General features: G+C 40.5%; 19 protein-coding genes and 1 pseudogene. 5 read left to right on the top strand and 15 right to left on the bottom strand.

Annotated features, from left to right (window positions below):
• Window position 1 precedes the first annotated feature (1 nt).
• The 8 genes from mutL to IGI67_RS13900 form a co-directional block, all read right to left on the bottom strand.
• On the bottom strand, window positions 2-2,002 hold the full coding sequence (mutL, locus tag IGI67_RS13935; protein ID WP_429958104.1) for a DNA mismatch repair endonuclease MutL: 2,001 nt from the start codon (window positions 2,000-2,002) through the stop codon (window positions 2-4).
• A 21-nt stretch (window positions 2,003-2,023) separates the two neighbouring features.
• Window positions 2,024-4,579, bottom strand: coding sequence for a DNA mismatch repair protein MutS (gene mutS / locus IGI67_RS13930; protein WP_207109594.1), 2,556 nt, complete (start codon window positions 4,577-4,579; stop codon window positions 2,024-2,026).
• Window positions 4,579-4,965 (bottom strand): YlbF family regulator, encoded by a 387-nt coding sequence (locus IGI67_RS13925; RefSeq protein ID WP_207109595.1) that lies wholly within the window; start codon window positions 4,963-4,965, stop codon window positions 4,579-4,581. The genes mutS and IGI67_RS13925 overlap by 1 nt, the downstream gene beginning before the upstream one ends.
• A gap of 15 nt (window positions 4,966-4,980) precedes the next feature.
• Window positions 4,981-5,775 carry a TIGR00282 family metallophosphoesterase gene (locus IGI67_RS13920; RefSeq protein ID WP_207109596.1) on the bottom strand — a complete coding sequence of 265 codons (795 nt, stop codon included), beginning with the start codon at window positions 5,773-5,775 and terminating at the stop codon, window positions 4,981-4,983.
• Between the two features lie 140 nt (window positions 5,776-5,915).
• Window positions 5,916-6,992, bottom strand: a complete 1,077-nt coding sequence (locus IGI67_RS13915) for a hypothetical protein (protein ID WP_429958103.1) — start codon at window positions 6,990-6,992, stop codon at window positions 5,916-5,918.
• The gene (locus IGI67_RS13910) at window positions 6,985-8,103 is read right to left on the bottom strand and encodes a DUF4352 domain-containing protein (RefSeq protein ID WP_207109598.1); all 1,119 of its coding nucleotides are present in this window, start codon (window positions 8,101-8,103) and stop codon (window positions 6,985-6,987) included. Before IGI67_RS13910 ends, IGI67_RS13915 begins: the two co-directional genes overlap by 8 nt.
• Window positions 8,104-8,520: 417 nt before the next feature.
• Window positions 8,521-9,303 (bottom strand): Cof-type HAD-IIB family hydrolase, encoded by a 783-nt coding sequence (locus tag IGI67_RS13905; protein WP_207109599.1) that lies wholly within the window; start codon window positions 9,301-9,303, stop codon window positions 8,521-8,523.
• Between the two features lie 15 nt (window positions 9,304-9,318).
• Window positions 9,319-9,957, bottom strand: a complete 639-nt coding sequence (locus tag IGI67_RS13900) for a DNA alkylation repair protein (RefSeq protein WP_207109600.1) — start codon at window positions 9,955-9,957, stop codon at window positions 9,319-9,321.
• 376 nt (window positions 9,958-10,333) lie between these two features.
• Here IGI67_RS13900 and rpsD point away from each other — a divergent pair, with 376 nt between their 5' ends.
• Window positions 10,334-10,945, top strand: coding sequence for a 30S ribosomal protein S4 (gene rpsD, locus IGI67_RS13895; protein ID WP_207109601.1), 612 nt, complete (start codon window positions 10,334-10,336; stop codon window positions 10,943-10,945).
• Window positions 10,946-11,048: 103 nt separating this feature from the next.
• Here the strand turns inward: rpsD and IGI67_RS13890 are convergent, their stop codons facing one another.
• Entirely contained in the window at window positions 11,049-12,203 is a 1,155-nt protein-coding gene (locus tag IGI67_RS13890) for a tyrosine-type recombinase/integrase (protein ID WP_429958102.1), read from the bottom strand.
• A gap of 43 nt (window positions 12,204-12,246) precedes the next feature.
• On the bottom strand, window positions 12,247-12,768 hold the full coding sequence (locus IGI67_RS13885) for a helix-turn-helix domain-containing protein (RefSeq protein WP_429958101.1): 522 nt from the start codon (window positions 12,766-12,768) through the stop codon (window positions 12,247-12,249).
• A gap of 195 nt (window positions 12,769-12,963) precedes the next feature.
• Between IGI67_RS13885 and IGI67_RS13880 the strand changes: the two genes are divergently transcribed.
• From IGI67_RS13880 to IGI67_RS13865, 4 genes are all read left to right on the top strand, one after another.
• Window positions 12,964-13,224, top strand: coding sequence for a DNA-binding protein (locus IGI67_RS13880; RefSeq protein WP_429958100.1), 261 nt, complete (start codon window positions 12,964-12,966; stop codon window positions 13,222-13,224).
• 977 nt (window positions 13,225-14,201) lie between these two features.
• Window positions 14,202-14,471, top strand: coding sequence for a hypothetical protein (locus IGI67_RS13875; protein ID WP_429958099.1), 270 nt, complete (start codon window positions 14,202-14,204; stop codon window positions 14,469-14,471).
• 75 nt (window positions 14,472-14,546) lie between these two features.
• Window positions 14,547-14,732 carry a hypothetical protein gene (locus IGI67_RS13870; RefSeq protein WP_429958098.1) on the top strand — a complete coding sequence of 62 codons (186 nt, stop codon included), beginning with the start codon at window positions 14,547-14,549 and terminating at the stop codon, window positions 14,730-14,732.
• A gap of 16 nt (window positions 14,733-14,748) precedes the next feature.
• Complete coding sequence (locus IGI67_RS13865) at window positions 14,749-14,910, top strand: hypothetical protein (protein WP_429958097.1); 162 nt, start codon at window positions 14,749-14,751, stop codon at window positions 14,908-14,910.
• Between the two features lie 84 nt (window positions 14,911-14,994).
• Here IGI67_RS13865 and IGI67_RS13860 read toward each other — a convergent pair.
• The 5 genes and pseudogenes from IGI67_RS13860 to IGI67_RS13840 form a co-directional block, all read right to left on the bottom strand.
• A pseudogene (locus IGI67_RS13860) lies at window positions 14,995-15,837 on the bottom strand (IS3 family transposase); the annotation flags it as partial.
• A 23-nt stretch (window positions 15,838-15,860) separates the two neighbouring features.
• Window positions 15,861-16,145, bottom strand: coding sequence for a transposase (locus IGI67_RS13855; RefSeq protein ID WP_429958096.1), 285 nt, complete (start codon window positions 16,143-16,145; stop codon window positions 15,861-15,863).
• Window positions 16,142-17,410: an IS256 family transposase gene (locus IGI67_RS13850; protein WP_429958095.1), complete on the bottom strand. Its 1,269-nt coding sequence runs from the start codon at window positions 17,408-17,410 to the stop codon at window positions 16,142-16,144. Before IGI67_RS13850 ends, IGI67_RS13855 begins: the two co-directional genes overlap by 4 nt.
• A 311-nt stretch (window positions 17,411-17,721) precedes the next feature.
• A complete protein-coding gene (locus tag IGI67_RS13845) occupies window positions 17,722-18,084 on the bottom strand; it encodes a hypothetical protein (RefSeq protein WP_429958094.1) in 363 nt (120 codons plus the stop codon).
• A gap of 13 nt (window positions 18,085-18,097) precedes the next feature.
• Window positions 18,098-19,066, bottom strand: coding sequence for a hypothetical protein (locus IGI67_RS13840; protein WP_429958093.1), 969 nt, complete (start codon window positions 19,064-19,066; stop codon window positions 18,098-18,100).
• Between the last annotated feature and the right edge of the window lie 40 nt (window positions 19,067-19,106).

Genomic DNA, 19,106 nt, shown 5'->3' with positions numbered 1-19,106 from the left:
TCTAGTGTGGGTCTTGAATGCGTTTAAACATATGCTCCATATCGCTGTTGCTGAAATGGATCAGTACTGGACGGCCATGCGGGCAGTTAAAAGGATTGTCGCATTGTGCTAAATCCGTCAATAAAACCCGTGCCTGTGCTTCATTCAAATGATGGTTAGCTTTGATGGATCGTTTGCAGCTCATCATGATTGCTGTCGCTTCACGGAATTTCTTCACACTGACAGAACCGGTGATCAGCAGCATGTCAATCATCTCGCGAATAATGCTTTCTTCTTGGCCTGCCGGATACCAGGTTGGATGTGCTCGCACTATGAAGCTGTTTGGACCAAACTCCTCTAGATAAATCCCAACCTCCTGCAGCAGTTCTGTTTTTTCTTTCAGCTTGATCGCATCATTGTTGGGGTAATCTAAGACAAAAGGAACCAGCAACTCCTGCAGATCATCGGAAACATCTCCGATTTTTTCGCGGAAATATTCGTATTTGATTCGCTCTTGAGCCGCGTGCTGATCAATGATATATAGGCCGTCTTTGCTTTGAGCGAACAAATAGGTTCCATGCATTTGACCAAAATACTCCAACATTGGAAACCGTTCTTTTGGCTGTTCTTGCTCCAGCTTCGTGATAGCTTGTTCGATTACCTTCTCACCAGATTGAGTGCTGAGATCAAACTCAGGGTGATCGGTATTGGCCGCCTCTTCGCAGCTCTCCTCTTCAACTTGAGGGGCTTCTTCGGCCAGCGGCTCTGGGGTCTCCTCCACGACCGAGGCTTTTTCCTGCTCGGTCTCTAATGGAACAGGCCTTGTTTCCTCGACCCTCTCTTCTTTCAAGGGGACAGATGTTTCGTTTGCTTCTGGTTGTTTGGCTTCGACATAAAAAATTCCAGTCTTAGGATCGTAATTCAAGTCGCTTTTTTTCTTCGGCTGTTCCTCTAGCGCCAAGTCTAATTGCTCTGTTTGAATTTTTTCGACTTTGCGTTTAAAGCTGGGATTTTCACCAACATCGGGAATCAAATTGATCTGACGCAGACTCTCAGCAATCCCGCGGCTGATCAATTCCATCAATTCTTTTTCTTTGGATAAACGAACTTCCTGCTTAGTAGGGTGGACATTCACATCGACTAACAGCGGGTCCATCGTGATTTCAAGCACTGCGATCGGATAGCGTCCCACCATTAATTTTGACTGGTAGCCATTGATAATCGCCTTGTTCAGCGCGTAATTCTTAATATACCGGCCGTTGATGATCACGGATAAGTAATTGCGGCTTGCACGTGTCACTTCAGGCAGCGAGACATAGCCGTTTAGCGTGAAGTCCAAGTCCTTGGCTTCGACCTTCAGCATTTTTTTCGCTGTCGCAACTCCATAAATACCTGCAAGCGTCTGCTTCAAATCTCCACTGCCGCTGGTGCTTAGCATTTTGTGACCATCATGGACAAGCCGAAAGGCGATCTTGGGATGACTCAAGGCCATCCGGTTCACAATGTCGCCAATATTTGACAATTCCGTCTGCAACGATTTGACATACTTCAAGCGAGCAGGTGTATTAAAGAACAGATTCTCGACCGTGATTTTCGTCCCTGTACGCAAGGAAGTGGGCCGCTGCTCTTCGATCTTGCCGCCTTTTAAGAACAAGTAAGACCCTTGTGTCTCATCGGCAGTCGCGGTCTCCAAGGTCATCTCAGAAACTGAGGCGATCGATGGCAAAGCTTCACCGCGGAAGCCCAGTGTGCGAATCCGGAATAGATCATCGCGATTGTGGATTTTACTGGTTGCATGTCGTTTAAAGGCATTTTCAACATCGTCCTGCCGGATGCCTTCACCGTTATCTACGATCTGGATTTTCTTCAGGCCGGCCTCTTCGATCAAAATATCGATTTGCGTCGCTTTGGCATCGATCGCATTTTCAACTAATTCCTTGACGACTGACGCTGGACGTTCGACTACTTCACCAGCGGCGATTTGATTGGCTAAACGTTCGGATAATTCTTGGATTTTTCCCATCGAACTCCTCCTATCAGCATTTTAAATTCGTTTTTGCAATTCGTATAGGAAGTTTAAAGCTTCCATCGGGTTCATTTCAAGTAAATCGGCTTTCTTGATGCTGTCCACTACACCGAGCTCGGCGGTGGAAACCTCGCTGAATAAGGAAAGCTGCTCCGTTTCTTCAGCGATTTCCACATTTTTCTGAGAAGGAGTGTCCGCTTCTAACGCGGATAGAATCGTCGCTGCCCGTGAAAGCAGATCTGTCGGCATGCCGGCGATCTTGGCTACATGAATCCCGTAGCTTTTATCAGCGGGGCCATCCATCAATTTATGCAGAAAGACGACTTCGCCGTTTTGCTCGACCGCGCCAACGTGAACATTTTTTAGCTGCGGCAGTGTTTCTTCCAACACAGTCAACTCATGGTAATGCGTTGAAAATAGCGTCTTTGCTTTGACATTTTTGTGAATGTATTCAATAATCGCTTGCGCTAGCGCCATTCCGTCATAGGTGGCTGTTCCGCGGCCTAATTCATCAAAGAGAATCAAGCTGTTTGGTGTCGCATGGCGCAGGGCTTGATTGGCCTCCATCATTTCTACCATGAAGGTAGACTGGCCGGCGATCAGGTCATCGCTGGCACCAATTCGGGTAAATATCTGATCAAAAATCGGCAGTTCAGCACTTTCCGCTGGAACAAAGCAGCCCATCTGCGCCATGATTACCGTTAAAGCAAGCTGGCGCATATACGTACTTTTACCAGACATGTTCGGTCCAGTAATCAGCAGCAGCAGTTCATCTGGACTCATATGCACACTATTAGGAATGTACTCTTGATGTCCCAATACTTTTTCTACGACCGGATGACGGCCTTCAGTGATCTGCAAATTGTGGGTACCGACTTCCATTGTCGGCTGTACATATTGATAACGTTCGCTGACTGTCGCAAAGCTTTGCAATACATCGGTCGCACTCAAGCTTTTGGCTAATTTTTGCAAACGGGTGATGGCCTTTTTAACTTCGTTTCGTACCTCTAGGAAGAGTTCATATTCAAGTGCAACGGATTTTTCTTCGGCTTCTAAAATCAAGGTTTCTAATTTTTTCAGCTCAGGAGTGATAAAACGCTCCGCATTCGCTAGGGTTTGCTTCCGCTCGTATTTGCCTTCTTCCAAATTAGCAAGGTTCGACTTCGTGATCTCGATATAGTAGCCAAATACGCGATTATATCCGACTTTTAGCGTCTTAATGCCTGTCGCTTGACGCTCCCGTGCTTCCAGTTCAGCAAGCCAAGTTTTTCCGTTCTTCATCGCTTCGCGGTATTGGTCCAATTGTTCATTGTAGCCGTCCTTAATCACATTTCCTTCGGTGATCTGCAGCGGCGCTTCGTCATTGATGGCTTTTTCGATCAAGTCAACCAAATCGTCCATCGGCTCCATGTCTACTAAGAGATCGTTCCACTCGCCTTGATTGATACCCGTTAACAATTGACGAATCTGCGGTACTTGCATCAATGACGTCTTCAATTGGATCAGGTCGCGGCCATTGACGTTGCCAAAGGCCACACGTCCAGCCAAACGTTCTAAGTCATAGACCTTCGTTAACGTTTCGTTTAGATCCATCCGTTCAAAATAAGCATTCAATAAAGAGGACACCATTGCTTGACGGGCATTGATCTGACGCTTTTGAATCAGCGGGCGATCGATCCATTGCTTTAATAAACGTCCGCCCATCGCTGTTTTCGTTTCATCCAACAACCACAGCAGCGTCCCTTGTTTTTTCCCGGTACGAATTGAACGGGTCAATTCCAGGTTAGTCTTAGAGAAATAATCCAGCTTTAGGAAATGCTCTGGCTGGTATTCTTCTGCTTTCTGAATATGCCCTAAGCTGCGTTTTTGTGTCACCGATAAATAGGTCAATAGTTTGCCTGTCGCTTCTTTTTCCAGCTCGTCGGTGATATCCGCTGTCAGGAAGCTGAACTCCGCGTTGTCTTCGATCGTTTCCTGCTGGGAGAAGACCAGACCCAGACGTTCTGCCAGATTCTTCTGCAGGCCTTCTGGAATCTCGCTGCCTAGAACGATTTCCTTGGTTTGTAACGCCGTTGCTTCATTCATCACGGCTTCTTCGTCATGTAATAAAGCGGTCTTCAGCTCACCCGTCGAAAGATCGACATAGGCGAAGCCAAATTTATCTTTGACTTGAGTGACCGCGGTCAAGAAATTATTGGCTTTGGCTTCAATGCCTTTGCCTTCCATCAAGGTCCCTGGTGTGATTAACTGGACAACCTCACGTTTGACCATTCCTTTGGCCTGTTTCGGATCCTCCATTTGTTCGCAGATCGCGACCTTATAGCCTTGCTCAACTAGAGTATCGATATAGCCTTGAGCTGAATGATGCGGTACTCCGCACATTGGGATCGGATCGTCGGCGTTCCGATTGCGGCTCGTTAATGTTAATTCTAATAGCTGCGAAACCTTGACGGCATCTTCGTTGAAGAGCTCGTAAAAGTCTCCTAGCCGGTAAAATAGAAAAGCATCTTTATATTGTTCCTTGATCGCCAAATATTGTTCCATCATTGGCGTATTTTTGGTTTTTTGAGGCATTAGTTCTCTCCTTCTCCAGTAGATTCCTCTGCTTCTAAAGCTTTATTGACTTCCTTTTGGATCATCGTCGTCAAATGCTGAAGCAGATCATTGGTTTCAAACAGCTGCTCACGATAAGCGATCACCAATGGATGCTGATTCAATTCTTTTGTCAGACGATCGGCTTCCTTTAAGGCTTCGCGCTCTGCTTCCGGTTTGCCGTAATGGGCAAATTGGACCGCATCCTTTTGCGCTGCTTTGATGTCTTCTTCTAATTTCTGAAGTGTGTCGTTTTCTGCTACTCGTTTTTGGAGCTGCTGGTAACGGATGATCACTTCATTTTCACCTAATAATGCTGTTAAATGAGATAAAGCCGCATCGACGGCGGCTTCATTTGCTAGATTCATTTTATCCCTCTGCTTCTATTCTCTAAATGGACGATCTTCATTGATCAAGATCGTTTCGATTTTTTGTCCATGGCCATTTTTATCGATATCAATCACACAAGCGGACAATACCGAACGGCCTTCTTCAATTACTTCAAAACGATGGGGCAGCGCCGTCAAGAATTTTTCAATGATCGGCTCTTTCTTCATCCCTAAAATACCATCATACGGTCCTGTCATTCCAACATCCGTTAAATAGGCAGTCCCTTTAGGCAAGATGCGCGCGTCATTGGTTTGAACATGGGTGTGTGTGCCGACTACCGCTGAAACACGACCGTCCGCAAACCAGCCCATCGCCTGCTTTTCACTCGTCGTTTCACCGTGAAAATCAACAAAAATATAGGGGGTACGCTCCCGCGCTTCCTTGATCAAATTATCGGCGATACGAAACGGATCGTCTAAATCGGTCATAAACGAACGGCCCTGCAAATTGATGATCGCCAGCTCCAACTCATTCACCTTCACATACAAATGCCCTTTGCCTGGTGCACCCTCCGGAAAATTCGCCGGTCGGATCATTTTTTTCGCGTCAGAAATAAACTCAAAAATCGCTTTGTTGTCCCAAGTATGGTTCCCCATCGTGACAACATCGACCCCATCTTGTAAAAACTTCTTATAGATTTTTTCTGTGATACCACGGCCTGCAGCCGCGTTCTCGCCATTGACGATCGTCAACTGTGGATGGTATTTCTTCTTTAATCGCGGTAAATAATCGCTCAGCATTTGCCGACCTAACGAACCAACAACATCCCCAATGAATAGTAAGCGCACTTTTTTTCCCCTTCTCTAGTTAAGCATCTTGTCTTATTATAGTTGTTTTTGCTTGAAAATAAAAGATTCCATTCCACTTGCTGAAGGCATTTTAAAAATAAAAAAAACTGTGGGCAGTATTCACCCACAGTTTTCAACTGTTAAACAACCTCGGCTGCTCCTTCTTTATCCCAATGTGCTTTCTTTTCACTTTCTGCACGATAGCTTTGAACATGCTCCCAGGTCTCTGGGTCCTGCTGATAAGTGTTAAAATCCAGCTCATCCATCAGCCATTTTTTCTGATCCTCGTCATAAACTAGACTCACAATAGCATTTTGCTTATCTGAGCTCAGCGCCTCATCGATTCCGACTTCCTCAACCAATTGCATCGAGCGCTTAAGATCGATATACAAATCTAATTGTACTTTTGTTTGTCCGTTGTTTACCGAAATTGAATCGCAATCAATTTTAACTGATTGAAATTGCTGATCAAAGCTTTTTAAGTACGGCTTCAGCTCTTCAAGGCTGCTCTGCATCTCTTCTTTGTGCCGCTTAGAGGCAGTCAATTGGGACATATTCAGCCCTTCTCGAATGCCCTTGTTGAAAGAATCGAAGTAGTTGACTGCAGAAGCCAGCAGGTGCTTTTGAAATTTTTGATTGCCTTCATACAGACTATTTTCTGCAACCGTCACCCGTTGGTCTTCCGCTTTGAGATCGATGGTCTCCTTGTCCTTTTTAGCTCCGAACTTCGGATGGGCCATCTCATAGGTCAATTGGTATTTTCCCGGCAGGAATGGGCCAAAGGTATACTTGTTCCACTCTTCAACATACTCGCCGGAAATATCTTGTGCTTGGATCGTTGCTTGAAGCTCCGTTCCTTTAGGCAGCTCGATCACTAAAAAACGCGCATTCGGATAAATTTGCGCCGGCTTCAAAAAGGAAGAGCCTTCTTTAATCGTGAAATTTTCATCTTCCTTCAATAGCTTGACGACTTGTTCCTTCTTCATTTTCTTCAAATGCTGATAAAAAACCTTTTGCGCATCTTTTGTAATCTTCTTCTTGTTCGAATAGCTTGGCATATAGCGCTTGATTTCCGTCTGGTCATTTTTAAGCAATGCCTCCGCAAGCCGATCGACCGTTGCATCCTCACTATTTTTATAACTGGAATAGCTGATGGAACCAAAAACAATTACCGCTATCAACGCAATAACTGCCAGCGTTCCAGTCTTTCTAGTCATTCAGTCCGCCTCTGAAGGCTGCTTTCATGGATTTGAAATAGTAGTTTCGGCTTTCGTTGGATGAGTTGATTTCCCATTTGCCATCCTTTTTCTCCAGCTTCACTTGATAGCCTTCACCGTTCATATTGTCATCAGTATTGATTGGCGCTTCATTGATTTTTCCAGGTAATTCCTGTAACAGGTATTTTTCTGCATCACGACGAACACTTGTATAATCAGTATATTTGCCTTTGTTTTCTTCAACGAATTTATCTGTGATCGATTTCGTATCGACATCATCTAAAAATACCATTTCCGGACGCACATAGATTACTGCTGATTCTGGGAAGAATTCTTTAAAGCTGTAAGTCACTTTGCCTTTTTCAGCATTCGTCTGTTGGATCTGAGTAATGACTTTTTCCAATTCAGCCGTGGAAGGCTCGTAGTTTGAGAAATCATCCTTCAGGCTATTGATACTGTCATCTTTGAAGGTCTTGCGTTCTGCTTCCACATCATTTGCCAGCTCAAGCTTTCCAGCCGCCTTCTTATCTTCATCCTTCACTTCGTCAGAACCGAAAAAGACTTTCGTTACGTATTGACTAGTCAAGGCCTGCACTGCTTTAGTGTCATCGCTGTATTTTTTCGTGTTTAGTTTCAGCTCGATGCCTTCATCTTTGTCTTCATCTGTGTAGTATGTCGGTTTATAATGCAGCTCATATTCCGCATCCTTCTTGACTTCAAATACCAGCGGCTCGGTGAAGCTCTTATCCTCTGACAGGCTTTCACTACTCATTACCTTAAAATTATCGTTAGAATCATAGACATGCTCGGAAGAAACCTTCTTGCCGTCTTCATCATATAAAGCAAAGTCACTAGAGGAAACATCTAATTTGTCCTTTGATTTATTTTTCACCTTGATGTCTAATGCTAAAAAGCCTGTTTCATCATCAACCTTTTCCCCATCAGGAATGATGTAGCTGCCTCCTTCGACACTCATTTCAACCTTGGAGGTTTGCGCTGTATTTTCCTTTTTGTCCTCTTTTTTTGTCTCTCCGCCGCCTGAGCAGGCAGTCATCGTTAATAACAAACTGCTCAGTAAAACCACTCCGCTAAGCACCCTAAACTTTTTCATGTGTTCTCCTCCTATATGTACTACTTTTTTAGTTAATAAAAAAACATTTATTGACTATATGATATACGAAAAAGAACACCTCCGTCAACATAGTTACAGAAATTAACAACAAGTAGAGAAAACTTAAAAAAACAAATAGAATTAATAAATGAAAATGTTAAAAAAAGATTTTATAATATTTAAATCTGTTTAATTTGTCATTTTTCTTTCTGTTTTCCACAAGTAAATAAATAAAACACGAGCGGTTTCTTATTTGTGAGAAACACTGTCAAAAAAACATCGTCTTTCGTGAAAGAACTCAAGAACATAGTCCTCGTTCCAAAGGGGAGATTAAACAAATCCCAGGCCTTTCCCTTCATTATTTGTTAATTAATCCAAAAAAGAACCGGGAAAAAAACTCCCGATTCTTACATCTGCTTATTCATGAACCAATTCTAATTGGCGTAATGCTTTATAGATACCGTCTTGATCGTTCGTATCGGTCACAAGATTCGCGGCTTCTTTGACATGGTTAGCAGCATTGCCCATCGCCACACCTGTCCCTGCCAAATTCAGCATTTCAATATCATTATTGCCATCACCGAAAGTAACGATGTTTTCTGGTTTGATCCCGACCTTCTTCGCTAACGCTAAGATCGTTTGGGCCTTCGATCCAGGATTTGGAATGATGTCTACACTATTTTCATGCCAGCGAACCAATCGAAATTCTGGAAAGGCCGCTTGAAATTCTTCATCCATGGACTGGTCATAAAAGGCACAGCCTTGATAGACTTCATGCTGAGAGAAATAATCTGCATCGTATGCAGGAGCCTGCTGTCCAAAAGAAGACATGGCATTGCTGACTTTTGCTCCGTCGAAATTCGTGACACGCCCAAAGGAATCTAGGCCAAAGAGAATGATATCGATCTTCCGCTCACTGGCAAAGTCAATCATCCGAGTCAGAGCTTCACGATCAAGCGTATGCTTATAAACCTGCTCATGATCTAAAAAACCGGCAGAGCCATTACAAATGATGTAATTCGTACACCCCAACTGATGAATCACATCACCAGCCAACAAGCGGGAACGTCCCGTCGCAATAGTCACTAAGTGTCCAGCTTCACGCAATGCTTTCAACGCCTTCATCGTGCTGTCCAAAGGTTTTCTTTGGCTGCTCAACAAGGTCCCATCAATGTCTAGTGCGATTAATTTTCTTTCCAAAATATCTCTCTCCATTTATATGTATTTGCTGCCCTCACGTAGGGCTAACTTACTTAATGAATGCTGCTGCATAAAACTCTTTACCCAATCAGGATTCACCTTGCTATAATCCCGCAACGCCCAGCCGATCGCCTTCTGAATGAAAAATTCCTCCGTCGTCAGATCCGCCAAGATTGCTTGTGCCAATAATTTTGTATCAGTTTCTTCTTTAAATAGAAGCTGCAGGTTAATCGCTATACGCCGATACCAGAAATTCTCGTGCTGATAAAAGAAGCTGTACACAGACTCCAACTTCTCAGGGTGAGCCAAGACCCACGTAGAAAAAACTTTACGCCAGGCATCAATACTGTCCCACCAACTCTTTTCCGCTAATAAAGGAAGCAAAGCGGCTAGCTCCTCCAGTGAGAAGCGTTGGATATTTTTCTGCGCTAAATCAATGGCATAGTATTGGTATTCCCGCTCGTCCTTGCGGTAGTTGCGGAAAATCTCTTGAATCAGCTCCGACAGCGGCAGCGCTAGGCTTTCTTTTAAATAAGGACGCTCTAACAAGGCCCTTTGCGGTTTTTTGACGCCGCAAAACGGAAAGAGATTTTTCATATAGCGAGCCATCGGTTCTGCATGATCCGGTTGATACGGAAAAATCAACGCTTCCATTGATTGATCCACCTCTTTTCACCTCTTCATTGTAGAGAAGTTTCAGAGAATTTGCAAAAACTTCTTCCGTAATTTTCATTCAATCTTTTTGCTGTCTTTGATAAAAAGGAATCGTTTTTTGTCAGCACCCAACAATTAACACATTTTTTTCAAAAAAGCAACAGCTGAACTTGACTCGGTGTAGTCTTTTCCGTTATACTGACCTTTGTGTAAAATAATGCAGCAGAGGAATAATAGCCCGTCCCCAGTTCGTTGCCAGCATTGGTTCAATTGTGTAACCGCGGCTGCAAAGGTGAAGATTGAAGAACGAACTACACGGATATGAATTTTTCAACGGATTATTTTACTCCAAAACAATTTATTGGAGGAATTTTTAATGTCACGTTATACAGGACCATCATGGAAACAATCTCGTCGTCTTGGTATCTCATTATCAGGAACAGGGAAAGAATTAGCACGTCGTCCATACGCTCCAGGTCAACATGGACCAAACAGCCGTGGAAAGAAATCTGAATACGGCTTGCAAATGTCAGAAAAACAAAAATTACGTTTCATCTACGGATTAAACGAACGTCAATTCCGTAACTTATTCGTACGCGCTAGCAAAATCAAAGAAGGTAAACACGGTGTTAACTTCATGATCTTACTAGAACGTCGTCTAGATAACGTGGTTTACCGTCTAGGTTTGGCTTCTACTCGTCGCCAAGCTCGTCAATTAGTTAACCACGGTCACGTAACTGTCGATGGCAAACGTGTTGACATCGCTTCTTATGAAGTAGAAGTTGGCCAAGTTATCGGTATCCGTGAAAAATCTAAAAACATGATTACTGTGAAAGAAGCAGTTGAATCAGCTGTTGGTCGTCCTGCTTTCGTAAGCTTCGACGATGAAAAATTAGAAGGTTCATTGTCTCGTTTACCAGAACGCGATGAAATCAACCCAGAAATCGACGAATCATTAGTCGTTGAATTCTACAACAAATTAATGTAATTTTTATGGATAGCCTCAAAACCCTTTTAAATCAAGGTTTTGGGGCTGTTTTTTTTCTAGAATCGGAAAATTATTGACTTGGCTTAGTTTTTGGCTTAGTTAGTCATTCTTCAAGATATTGCATTAGTGTATTTATTGTCTTCTGTCCCGTTTCTTCCCCGACATGTGTATAAGTGTCCATTGTTGTTTTGATACTAGAGTGACCTAGTCTAGCTTGCACCTCTTTAGGAGTAGCACCACTCTCAAACAACAACGTAGCATGAGTATGTCTCAAACTATGTAGATTAATATCTGGGAGTTCCAATTTCCTTACAATTCGCTTTAGCATATCATAGATGCTTGCACTGTGGAGTACGTGCCCATCTCTTGACAAGAATACATATGCATCTCTATCTTGACCTTTTTTAGAAAAGTACTCATTTTGTTTATTCCTTAAGACTTTTAGCTGTTGCAAAGTCTTCATATCTATAGGGATGCTTCTAATGGATGACATATTTTTAGGGTTACTTATCATCCAACCATTTTCTGTAAATATGAAACCTTTGGAAATTGTGATTGAACCATTTTCAAAATCTATATCGTTCCAATTCAGTGCACAGCACTCAGAAATTCTGATACCTGATTGAGGCAATAATCGAAAAATAGTTCTTTTTACTTCATTGATGTAACGATTGTCCAAGGAATCTAAATACTTATATAATCTATTTAACTCTTCTTTATTTAAGTAAACACGCTCTTTCTTCTTTTTCTCAATTTTGGGCTTAATGACATATCTAGTAGGATCATTTTCTAATACCCCAATACTTACACCGTAACGAATTATCATTGATATGAGCTGCAAAATTTGATGATAATATTTTGTGCCATTATTTTCCATGAATCCATCATAATATCTTTGTAGAGCAAGTACGTTTAGTTCATTGAGATTAGTTACAGCTAAATCAGGTAGTACATATTTTTCGATTCTCATTTTTGTTCCTCTATACGTTGATGGCTTGACCCCCTTTTTGTACTGAGGTAACCAAATACCATATAAGTCATTAAATGTTATAATTTCCTGCTCTACTTGTCTTACATCGGGATTAAATTCATTCGCCATTTTTAAATATTTGGCTCTAACCTCTGATCTTGTTTTACCTCTTATAGTCGTATTCTTTTGGCTTCCATCAGAATAAGTACCGATATAGGTATTCTTAGATACGTACTTCTTTTCTCCTCCTTTTGTTGTGTAAAGTTTTATTTTTTCATTTGATAGCATTGTCTATTATCTCCTTTATGTGTGGGGCACATAAGAAAGAAAATTACAGTAAATCTTGATTCTTTTTAATATAGTCTATTTTGTTTATGACCTCGTCTAATTGATCAAACGGAAGGGTATCGAAGAAGGCGGGTTCCCAAATGATTTCGTCATCTTTTGTTGTAATCGGAAAGCCCTCTTCATCAAGTTTTGGTTGTCTTGTAAATAATCGTTGAATGGCTTCTGCCTTCTCATAGACCTCATTGATTTCGTGGACATATTGTTCGTTGAAGGCTTTTGAAAACCTCACCATCCGTTCAATCTTATCTTCATTTTCATCGATCCGCTCTAAGACTTTTGTAGTCTCTTCTAATGCGACTTCTTCTTCTGTTCCAAAAAGTTCTATTGGTCCCGCATTCAACACCTTTCTTAATTTCTCTAACGTTTCAAACGTTGGGTAGCGTATTCCCCGTTCAATATTGGAGATTGTTTGCTTCTGAAAACCGATTCGATCCGCTAATTCTTCTTGGGAAAGATGTTGTTCTTTTCTTAATCTAGCAATATTTCCACCAAAGTTTTCAATCATTCTCTTCACCTCTTTGACTTTAGTATACTCTCATAATCTGTGAATTCAATACAAATAAACCAAAAAGTTTATATAATAAAAAACAAAAAGCGTATTGACATATTATAAAAATGGGTATAGGATGGAACTGGAATTAATAAAGTTTACATAATGAATATTTAAGTGGTCTTTGAAAACTAAATAAGGAGGGATTGTATGACGATCGAAGAGACATTGTTGAGCTGGGAGAAAGAGACCTACAGTCGTATTTATGCGTTGACCAAAGAAGCGTTGGAAAACGCAAGAGAGGAGCATGACATAGTAAAACAGAAGTACTGTGCACAATATTTTGATGTCAGTGTCAATACATTAAAAGAGTGGGTGATTCATGGGTGTCCAGAAATTCGTTTAGACTCAGGAATGGTTCTTTATAGCAAGAGCGCTGTTCGAAAATGGTTATTAGGCTATCAAAAATAATTTGTGTGGGGCACATTGAACAAAAGGACAGCGAAAGATGACTAGAGTGGACAGCTGAAGAATCACGTGTTTAATCTGGCAGCACAAACGAAAGTTTTTTTATTTGTTGCTGGGTTGAAACGCTTTCCAAAGTTGTACGTCCATGTGCAGAGCGAACAAGGTCTCCTTGTGAGAGCTGGGCGCTAACGCGCCCAGCGGTGAATGCAAAGTCTCAGTCGAGGTCTCCTCGACTGAGACTCAAGCATAGACGTTACAACGTTGAGAAAGAGTACGGTTTTTGGTCAGTTTCAAGCAACAAATGAAAAAAATAGGCTTGTCGAGCACAGCTCGACAAGCCATGACCCCCGTATTCTAACAGGGGGGTAGAGAAGTCAAATAACAAGAGATTTAAAGGTACAAAATAGTGATATATCAGCTTTATTTCTTGGCGCACACTCAAAAAAGAAAATGTCAATTTTGCCAAATGAATAGATCAGGTATTGATAATTTTAAACTTTCTGAATGCTTTATTTAAAAGCGTTTAGATGTTTTTTTCATTTGAAGGAAATCCCTCCTTTTTTGTTGACATCACCCTGTTTTTATAGGTGTTATTTATTTTTCGAAATGTTGATATAATAAGGTTTTTGTAAAAAGTATAAATAAAATGAAAATATTGCGTTAGCACCTTAGATTTGAGCACCGATTCAATGATTTCCTTACGACCTTCTCCATGTTGGGGTTACTGGAATATCCATGCAGAAAACTTAAAAGAAGTTTCACTTCTCTAACATGGGATAGAAAACGGTTTCTTGTTATAATAGAAGTTACGAAGGTACATGTGCTCGACGCTATTAATGGTGGATTAGCCCCCGTACAGAAAACCGAGTGACTTATTTTGTGAGAACAACGAATTGTCGCCAAGTGCACGTATATAAAATTACTTCGAATCTTTCCAAAATAGGTCAGTTGCTTCGTAAACGATTTTAGGAGTGAGAATCATGGATGTAATGGTCGAACGGTGTTGCGGATTGGATGTACATCAAAAGACGGTGGTCGCTTGTACACTTGTAGGTAGTCTCTCAACAAATCGTGCGAAAAAGGCATTAAAAACGTTTGGAACACGAACTTTTGAGCTGGCTGAACTTGCTTTGTGGTTAAAAGAACAACAGATAACGACGGTTGTTATGGAAAGTTCAGAAGGACATGTGCAGGAGAAGACATTTCAGATGCTGAAATTCTTGAGGAAGATTTTGGGACAGCAAGGTTGATTAGTGAAGATGATTCAGAATAATTTGTGATAGGCTATGTGGAACATCTAAAAAATACTTTTTTGGGGTGATAGTATGAATGAAGTGCAGCAAACTGCAATGAACCTGATGGAAAGCCAGATCAAAAATGTAGGATTTACACCGATACAGATACAGGCATTAACAATGGGCCTCTCTTACTATAAGGGTGGATATTACGAAGAGCTTAATGATCACGGATTTGAAGTTGTTATAAAAGCATTTGTAGATAAATATATGTAGCTGAAGGGAGATCACATTGACTAAAAAAGAATATTTGACCCATGTTAAGGATCTTTTAGAAAGGGAAAAAATCAAACCGTTTCTACAGCTTCAGATTATGGAAACTGTAGCGGAATTGTTGGATTACTATAGCGTTGATTTTGTCCGGGAATTGTTGCCGTCTTTGTTTAGAATATGAAAATAGACAAGAGAGCCTGTTTTCCGCCATTCTCCCTTGTCTAATATAATGTGTTAGGTCTATATGGGACCTGCAACAGTTTAGTTAACAGTCGGTTAGATTACTTATTTTCTTCGCCTCAAATTGTCGAGGAGTCATCATAAATTTTGTATGGATTCTTTTGTTTGGATAGTAGTCTTCTAAATAATCTTGAATCAACACCTTCATCTCTATTTTACTTTTATGCTTGTTGGGTTCGATTAATTCTCGTTTGATCGATCGATGAAATGATTCGATTACCGCATTGTCAACAGGTGTCCCAGGTTGGCTCATCGAATGGATGATGTGGTGGTCGGTCAACAGCTCTTGATAGCTAAGAGACCGATATTGGCTACCTCTATCGGAATGAATTACCGCAGGCAATTCTCCTTTATAAATTTGTAATGGATGGATGACAATTTCTTTTTTCATGTTTGAATCCACCATATAGCAACGTGGAATACGAATTGCTAAGTCAATGTAGGTGGACAAATAGAGGCGACCGTCATTACAAGGAATGTAAGTAATATCTGTCACCCAAACAGCATCAATTTGGCTCTGTTCAAATTGTCGATTCAATAAATTTTCTTTTATTATTTCTTCGATTGCTTTTCCTCTGCCATAAGAAGGTTGGCGTCGATGAAATCCTTTTGCACATAAATTCATTCCACGCATAAGGACCGCCACAACACGTTTATTAGTCTCTATTCCTTCATCGTAAAGTTGTTGAGCGATTCTTGGAGATCCGTATCGACCTTTGTGTTCGTAGAACACTCGCTTAATATTCTGTTTTAAAAAATCATGGCGGAGTTGAGTCCTACTGGGGCGACGATTCCGCCATAAATAATATCCTTGCCTACTTACATTTAAAATCCTGCACAAAGTTTGAATTGAATATTGTTGATGATGTTTGTGAACAAACTCAAAACGAACTACTTTTTTTGCTTCACAAACGTGTCGAACTTTTTTAGAATTTCATTTTCCTCTGTTAGCCGCTTATTTTCCTGTTCAAGAATGTAGAAATCTGCTTTATCAGGTAATCTTTTTCCTTTTCCAGCAAAAGCATTTTTCCCGTATCGACGATATTCTGAAACCCATCGGGAAATGGTTGGACGAGAGATATTGTATTCTTCAGCGATTCTCTTGGTAGTTACTTTTTTCTCAAGGAGATCCTGTGAAATCTTTAGTTTAAATTCACGATCATATGTTTTTCTCAATAGAGTTCATTCCTTCCGGTAACGTAACTGGTAGTCAAGAAAAGTGTATCATAGCCCGTCACTCGAGTTTCAAAAAAGATGACGAATTGTGACAGAATTTGACCCCAATTTTGGACCTTCATGGTCCATTTTTTTGTGACGTCCATTGTTACAAGATAAAGCATCTTTATTAACGACTCATCTGATGGAAACACACTTTTTGATTTTGTCTGTTTTCGCAATTGTCGGTGAAATCCTTCAATAAGATTCGTTGTGTAAATGATTCGTCTTAATTCTTCTGGATACTTGAAAAAAGTAGCCAATTCGGTCCAATTATCCATCCAACTTTTAGTAATGATTGGATATTTTTTCCCCCATTTTTCGTCAAAATCACTTAAGGCTTCTAAAGCCTGTTCCTCAGTAGATGCTTTATAGATCGGCTTTAAATCAGTAGTAACAGCCTTTAAATCCTTATAACCAACAAATCTCACACTGTTTCTAATTTGATGGACAATGCATTTTTGAACCTCTGTTTCTGGAAAAGTGGCTTGAATGGCTTCACTGAATCCATTTAGATTATCCGTACACGCAATCAAAATATCTTGCACACCACGGTTTTTCAACTCATTCAACACCAATAGCCAGAACTTTGATGATTCAGATTCGCCGATCCAAATACCTAAAACTTCTTTTAAACCTTCAACTGTGATACCTAAAACAACATAGGCAGCTTTCGATTGAATCCGGCCTTCATGACGGACTTTAAAGTGAATCGCATCCATAAAAATAATTGGATAGAGTGCTTCTAAAGGTCGATTTTGCCATTCCTTTACCAGCGGCAAAACTTTATTTGTGACATTTGAAATGAGCGTTGGCGACACTTCGGATCCATATAAATCGTTAAAGTGATCTTGAATATCTCTGGTGCTCATGCCTTTGGCATACATGGCAATAATTCGTTCTTCTAAACCAGAAACAGAAGATTGATTCTTTTTAACGATGGCAGGCTCAAATTCACCCTCTCGATCTCTAGGGACAGCAATCGGCAGGTCGCCATATTCTGAGGACCGTAAGGTCTTAGAACTGGAACCATTTCGCCTATTCGTAGTGCTCGTCGTCTTTTTATCGTGTTTTTCGTAACCGAGATGTGTCTCCAGTTCTGCTTCCATAATCTCTTGAATCGTTTCACCAAACATATCTTTAAATGCATCTTTTATATCTTCGGTAGTCTTAATATCATAGTGTTGAATCATTTCTTTGATTTGATCTTTAGAGAGCATACTCATGGTCTGTTCCTCCTGATTGATTTAGTTCATTTTACCATTGGAACTTACACAAAATATTTTATACTCTCTTTTAGATATGAAAAACTCTTTTTTAATTACTGAAGTTTTCCCACATTTACTTTACACACCTTTTTTCTGTCTAATTTAGTGTAAGCCAATTCAAATTTCTTTTTGAGTCTGGTAATTTATTTCTGATTTTTACCAGAAATAAGTTCATTTTATGTGATGAAAAACTTCCCACTTATAAATAACTACCAGTTACTTGTAGTATTTTAGATAATAACCTGCTAAAAAAACAGCAAGATATTTTTTTAGTAAATATCGATTCTTGACAGATTTACTTCAACAAATTCATTTTCTTTAATATCATTGGGAACATTCCCTTCAGATAAATCAAAACCAAATTCTCCAATTCTAAGCGTTAAGTTTTTTAAGTCTATAAGTTGTCCCTTTAGATGGTAAATTCCATTTTTTCTCACAACTTCACTTTTTTTTTCAAAACTCCTATAAATGCTTGTCACGTTGAACCCATGAACCATATCAAAAAAAACATCGCCTACAGATAAGCTACAGTCACTACAGAAACATTCTACAAAGTATTCTTCATCAGATAATAATACATCCGCTTCTCCTGATTTCTCATCGATCCAAATTATATCCTTTACAGTGATCATAATCTACCTCCTACTATTTTTTTAAACCTAAACTTGGTGCTTTTTTCATAAGTTCTTGAACAGATTTCAAATGCATTGTTGTAATATTCCCAGTTTTTCTGTCTAAACCTACAAAAGCATATTTTGCACTCCCTTTACCACCAATAAGTTTAATATAACCATTCATTTCTGGGACAAATTGTCCTTCTTTTATAACATGGTTTGCATCATTAAGATAATCTTTTTTCGAATAATTCTTTTTGTTTAATGCCTCTTTCATCTCGGAACCATGTTTTTCATAATGACCGTCTAACTTCTCTTTATTTTCGAAACTACGTGATCCACCACTATTTCCCGAATTACTATAATTACTCCCACTCTTAAACGCCTGTGTAGTATTCTTAGCCACCATATTTGCATGACTTATTACCGCTGATGAAATTGCTGCAGTCGCCGTTGCAATCCCTGCTGATAGTGCTGCCGCTCCAGACGATCCAACTCCCCCAGTCGCAAAGCTCGTTGCACCAAATTGACCAAGCGCTGCTGAAAATCCTGCATTCGCTATTCCAAATGCCGTCTTATATTCCACAGCCGCTTGCATATAACCAGATAGTTTACCAGCAAGTACTCCAAAATTATACCCTTTGTTTTTCTTAACCCAATCTTGATTCGCAAGTAGACTAAAGGTTGAATTTATTGACGGAGTTATTCCATTATTCTCTAAAATCTGAGTAATCGCACCTAATCCAAACGCAGCAACTGTTTTGCCAGTGTCCTTCACAGCTTTTTTAGCCGTTTTACAGAACTTCGTCATTGTGTTTTGTAAAGCCGGTCCCCAGTTTTTAAACATTTGTTGTGCTTCCTTAGACTTCGGATAACCTTTTTTACCTGTTATTTTAGTATACTCTATACTGATTCGTTGCTGATGATTTGCTACTAAAATCGCCTCTAGTTGTGCATGACCTGTAAACCCACGGCTAGTTGGTGCCCTACTAGCATTCAAATAGCCCCCTAAGCCACTACCGCCATAATATGGCGGACCA

This window comes from Enterococcus sp. AZ196 (assembly GCF_050498845.1).
Taxonomy (GTDB): Bacteria; Bacillota; Bacilli; order Lactobacillales; family Enterococcaceae; genus Enterococcus_A; species Enterococcus_A murrayae.
Note: the sequence above shows the minus strand (reverse complement) of the source record. Positions and strands in the feature narration are given on the sequence as shown.